Raw genomic sequence first — 4,535 nt, 5'->3', positions numbered from 1 at the left:
CATAGGCGGCGCCCAGTGCTGTGACGCCGTTGGCACGGCGCAGGCTCAGCTCTAGCGCGAGCAGGGGCAATTGCGCAGAGGTCTGCTCGGCAAAGCGCTGCTCACGTTGGCGAGTTGAGTCGGCGTCGCCAAGTAGTTGGGATTTGAGCATCTGCGGGTAGGTCTTGCCGATGTCCAGACGTTGTATCAAACCATCACTGCCATGGATGTAGTCGGCGGTCAGCCAGGCGGGCAGCGCTTGGCCGCTGCGATGGGCAATCGTCAGCGTGCCCTTTGGCTGGCCTTGCAAATTATTGATCGCCAGGTCAGTGAGGTTCATGTCGACGTTCTCGACATACCCAGCACCGCCAGGGTAGCCGGCGGCGACATGGAAGGTCAGTTGAAGGTCGTCGGGTAGAATCGGCTCTGTTGTGGCCTGCCCGAGTCGTAATGCATCCTGGCGCAGTTGGTTGAGCAAGGCGGTTTGGGTGTAGGTGCGGATATCCGGCACATCGCTGAGAAAGGTCAAGCCTTCGCTGAGTTTTTTCGCGCTGGCCAGTTGCAGGCTGTGGTACCGGTAGCTTGCACGTTCAGTTGGGGTGGCTTGGCTGAGCCAGTCAGGCAACTGGTTGCGCACGGTGGTCAGCACGGGAGGGGTGGACATCGGGGCGTCGAGAAAACTCATCCAGGGGTCGGTAATGTGCCGGTATACAGACTTCAGGGCTTCAAGCCCAAACATGATGCCCAGTTTCAGATCACGCAGTTGTTGTAACTGCCAGTTGAGAATAGCGGATGCCTGGGCATCGAACAGATTACCTTCCGGCTCAAGCAGTTGTGGGGTAACGCACTCTACCGCTGCATCGGGTTCTGTGCGCCAGGCCCAGGTTTGCAACGCGTCGTCCATGAACTCAAAACGTTCGTAGGGGCCCGCCAACGGACACCGCAATGTGTAGGTGCGATGGTTGACCACACACAACAGCAGCAGATCCGTCCCCAGCCGGTGGTGGGCGCGTTGACCTGCGGTGAAACTGGCGTGGGGAAGGTAGGCGCGTACTGCCGACTCGCCGAACCGGGCTATGCGCTGGTCCCGGTCTGGGTGATTGACCAATTGACTGAGCATTTCGCGCTCTTCTTGCATGAGGTCATTACGCTGCAAGGTAGTGATTTGCAACGTGTCTCGCAGTGCATCACTGAGCCAGCGCCAGCGTGAAATGCCTTGATCGCTGTCTTCATTCCAGTAGGCCGCGAGGGCGTCTTGCAGGGCAACGGGCAATGTCCTGGGCAGTGTCTGGATTAGCCCCAGGACCACTTGCAGGTCCAGCGGTTGCGCATCACCTAACGTCAGGTGGGTAGGAGGATGGTCACTGAGGTAACAACTGCGGCCGTGGCGATCGCTGAAGTCCAGCGGGGTGCCATTGGCGAGATAGTCGATGACGCGCGGCAGCAGTGGTGTTCGGCTCCAACCGCCACGGGAGGTGGGTGTCAGCAATGTGGTGCGAGTGAGGTCGATGGACAGCGTCGGGTAGGTTTTGCTGATTAGGGTCGCCAGGAGTTGGCCTATCACCGCAACCAGTCGCGGGCGAGAGGCGAATTGGGTGCTGATCGCACCGGCCAGCGGTGAGGTGGCAGATAACCGAGAAGAACTTACGGACATGAGCATTCCTTTTCACAATGATTAACGCGTGGGCCCCTAGCTAACTCGTATTCGTGCCCTGGAAGGCGTTAGGTATTGCTGAGGGGGCGGTTAACCGTTTGTCTTCTGAATATCTCCACAACACTGAATTTCTTGCTATAAACGCACTCCGATGACCATTCGCCGAGCTCGTCCTGGTGCTTTTGGAGGTTATCTCGGAAAAATTGCCTGTCTTTTCAGTTGCTGCGCCCTCAAGTCGGCCTTAGACTGCCGCCCCTCGTAAATTGAGTGCCGGGTGGCGCTTGGAATGGACGGCGCCCTTCCGAGACCTGCAGAGGTCGGCCGGAACGCTCCCTTATTCGCCTTAATGCACGTATTTTTTATAGAGAAATAAATGACAAAGGAAAAGTTGCTGGCCATGCCGGCGGATGACTACATGAATGCCGAACAGCACGCTTTTTTCGAGCAGTTGCTGCAAGACATGAAAGTGGAACACCACGAGCGCATTGAACAGAACCGCATCGCCATTGAAAGCCTGGACACCCCGGCTGACCCGGCTGATGCTGCTTCCGTTGAAGAAGAGCGCACTTGGCTGGTGAACGCCATCGACCGCGACCAGCGTATGCTGCCGCAACTTGAGCGTGCCCTGGAGCGCATCAAGGAAGACTCCTTCGGCTGGTGTGATGACAGCGGTGAGCCTATCGGCCTCAAGCGCCTGCTGATCAGCCCGACCACCAAGTACTGTATCGAAGCGCAAGAGCGCCACGAGCAGATCGACAAGCACCAGCGTCAAGCCTGATGCGGTGTACGGGGGGCCTTCCTATCGGCTCCCCAGAGACATTTCCAAGTCGGTCTGGATAACGTTCACCAGCATATCTATGACCTGGCCCGCGAAGATGCTGGGCGCATCGCCGAACAAGCGCACCTCGCCAGTGATTGTTGCGGTTTATGCAACGCAGCTATTCAGATGATAGCTTTTTCCAACTGGCAGAAAACCGTAGCATGGCCAACATTGTTAGCCAGCTAACTAATGCTGCGGAGAAGCTCCATGCAAAACAAAGTCGATGTTGCCGTGATGATCGGCAGTGGCGTACCTGAAACCTTGCGTGCACTGGGTCAGAGGGCTTGCTGGGTTGTATTGCTCAATGGCGAGCAGCGCGGCACCGCATTTGCCAGTCGCGATGAGGCAGAGGAGTGCAGGGCTGCGTGGCAGGCGTTGATGAGCCTGGAACAGTCAGACAGCCTGCATTGAGACGGGTGCTCTTGCGGTTGTTGATGTAAGCGCTGGTTCAACTCGCCCAAACATTTTCGCGCAGTTCTTCCTTGAGACACTGCGCTTGTTGGGGGGACAGAGCGGGCGTCGATCAGTTTCACTTCTTCAGCGAGCCGATGGCCTCGCGATTCTCAGGAATTGAGTGCGCCTGAATCCACGGCAGTCTTGAGGGCCTTGGCAGCCTCTTTTGCGGCAACGGCAGCGGCGTCAACGGTTTTGAACCAACGGTCTTTTTCAACCTGATGCAGCGTGACTGTGCTCAGCGGTGGTTTGGCCCGCATGATGATGACCGCTTGAAACTCACCGTCTATTTCCCGGGCGTCGCCATGGATAAAAAACTCGCCAATATCAAATTCCGTCACGTATAGCCTTCCCTTCAAGGTAACTGCACTGATGAAACCTGACCCACGAGGGGCAAACTTCAATGGACGGGGCAGTATGGCAGTTGTTGGGCGACGGCGGCGCAGTAAAGTCATCCGGCTGACGAAACGATGCCCCCGTGAAAGGCATGCAGCTTGGCCTCCAGTTGTTTGGCCAACTCACAGGCCTTGATGTGGTCGCTGCGGAAACCTCTGACCCTGCCGCTGGTGACCTCAAGTACATGGAAAAAGTTCTTTCCGGCCGGAACGACCTGATAAAGGACTGAATTCAAATACCCATCGGGGTTGTGCAAGCAGTAGTATTGGCGCCTGTCATGACATGTTGAACTTGCGCTTGAAGTTGTAGCGTTGTGTTGAGGTCGGTTCATCGCGAGCTCCTGTCGATCGATCATGTTGACCCATCAGCAGCATTTCGGGTGGTTTTGACCCGTGTTGCTGTTTTAGTATTGTCGTCGGCACTGCGCGCCTGGTTCCATGCGCGAGTATTTTCTTTTATGCCGGGCGTCAGAAAACTGCGTTTTTATTAGGGTTATTCTCTGAAGTTGGTCGACCCGTATTCTCGGGTTGTTAAACCTGTGATTTGCTGTGGTGCCGGATGACCTTGCACAAGGTCATCCGCGCCTGCCTGTACTAGTCTTCTGGTGCACCAGCGGGGTCTCTTCAGTTTTTTGACGAATATGTGATCGTGCCGTAATGGCCGTTTTTTGTGCTGCCCGCTTCAGCGGGTTGCACCTTTTTGATGTGGGGGCGTTTCCTTGGCAGTCAGTAATCTGGATATGCATGCGTTATTCGTGCTGGGTGATTTGCGCGCAAAGTTGGTCAAGCAGTTCCAATCCCGTTTTGTTTATGTCACTGAACAAACGCCAGAAGGCATCTATATCGCCGAGATCGATACCGAAGCGGCAATGGTCGTGGATGACAAGCCACGCCTGGAGCTCAAGGTTGGCGACCATTTTCGTGCAGCCGTGTTGCCCAGTCGTGAAGGTGGCAAGTTCGAACTGAAGTTCCGTGACATCAAGTTGACGGTGTATGGCTTGGGCGATTACGCCTTCGTCTCCACTCCCGAGGGCCAGGGCATTCTGTTCAAGGAAGGCCATAGCGTGATGCTGGTGTTTGCCGCTAACGAACAGCTGCAGGAAGGCCTGACCAAAACCCTCAAGGCCGTGACTGGCAAGGCCGCCAAGTGGCGCAAGGGTGAACTGGTGACCTTCAAGGCCAGTGAGTAGCTCTAAATACGTTGTGTACCTTGCACTTCCGGAACCTCTACTAC

The 4,535-nt window shown here is 56.1% G+C and carries 5 protein-coding genes and 1 pseudogene; 4 read left to right on the top strand and 2 right to left on the bottom strand.

What is annotated here, in order from left to right; genetic code table 11:
• Nucleotides 1-1,633 (bottom strand): annotated as a pseudogene (locus ACRESD_RS02365) (hypothetical protein); the annotation flags it as partial.
• Nucleotides 1,634-2,006: 373 nt separating this feature from the next.
• Between ACRESD_RS02365 and ACRESD_RS02360 the strand changes: the two are divergent.
• Nucleotides 2,007-2,411 carry a TraR/DksA family transcriptional regulator gene (locus tag ACRESD_RS02360; protein ID WP_010564800.1) on the top strand — a complete coding sequence of 135 codons (405 nt, stop codon included), beginning with the start codon at nucleotides 2,007-2,009 and terminating at the stop codon, nucleotides 2,409-2,411.
• Nucleotides 2,412-2,660: 249 nt separating this feature from the next.
• Entirely contained in the window at nucleotides 2,661-2,864 is a 204-nt protein-coding gene (locus ACRESD_RS02355; RefSeq protein ID WP_431749458.1) for a hypothetical protein, read from the top strand.
• A 152-nt stretch (nucleotides 2,865-3,016) separates the two neighbouring features.
• Here the strand turns inward: ACRESD_RS02355 and ACRESD_RS02350 are convergent, their stop codons facing one another.
• Nucleotides 3,017-3,247 carry a hypothetical protein gene (locus tag ACRESD_RS02350; RefSeq protein WP_431749457.1) on the bottom strand — a complete coding sequence of 77 codons (231 nt, stop codon included), beginning with the start codon at nucleotides 3,245-3,247 and terminating at the stop codon, nucleotides 3,017-3,019.
• A gap of 137 nt (nucleotides 3,248-3,384) precedes the next feature.
• Between ACRESD_RS02350 and ACRESD_RS02345 the strand changes: the two genes are divergently transcribed.
• Complete coding sequence (locus ACRESD_RS02345) at nucleotides 3,385-3,531, top strand: hypothetical protein (protein ID WP_431749456.1); 147 nt, start codon at nucleotides 3,385-3,387, stop codon at nucleotides 3,529-3,531.
• A 510-nt stretch (nucleotides 3,532-4,041) separates the two neighbouring features.
• Complete coding sequence (locus ACRESD_RS02340; RefSeq protein ID WP_431749459.1) at nucleotides 4,042-4,491, top strand: hypothetical protein; 450 nt, start codon at nucleotides 4,042-4,044, stop codon at nucleotides 4,489-4,491.
• Nucleotides 4,492-4,535: the final 44 nt, after the last annotated feature.

The sequence above is a fragment of the Pseudomonas sp. genome (genome assembly GCF_050739995.1).
GTDB lineage: Bacteria > Pseudomonadota > Gammaproteobacteria > Pseudomonadales > Pseudomonadaceae > Aquipseudomonas.
Note: the sequence above shows the minus strand (reverse complement) of the source record. Positions and strands in the feature narration are given on the sequence as shown.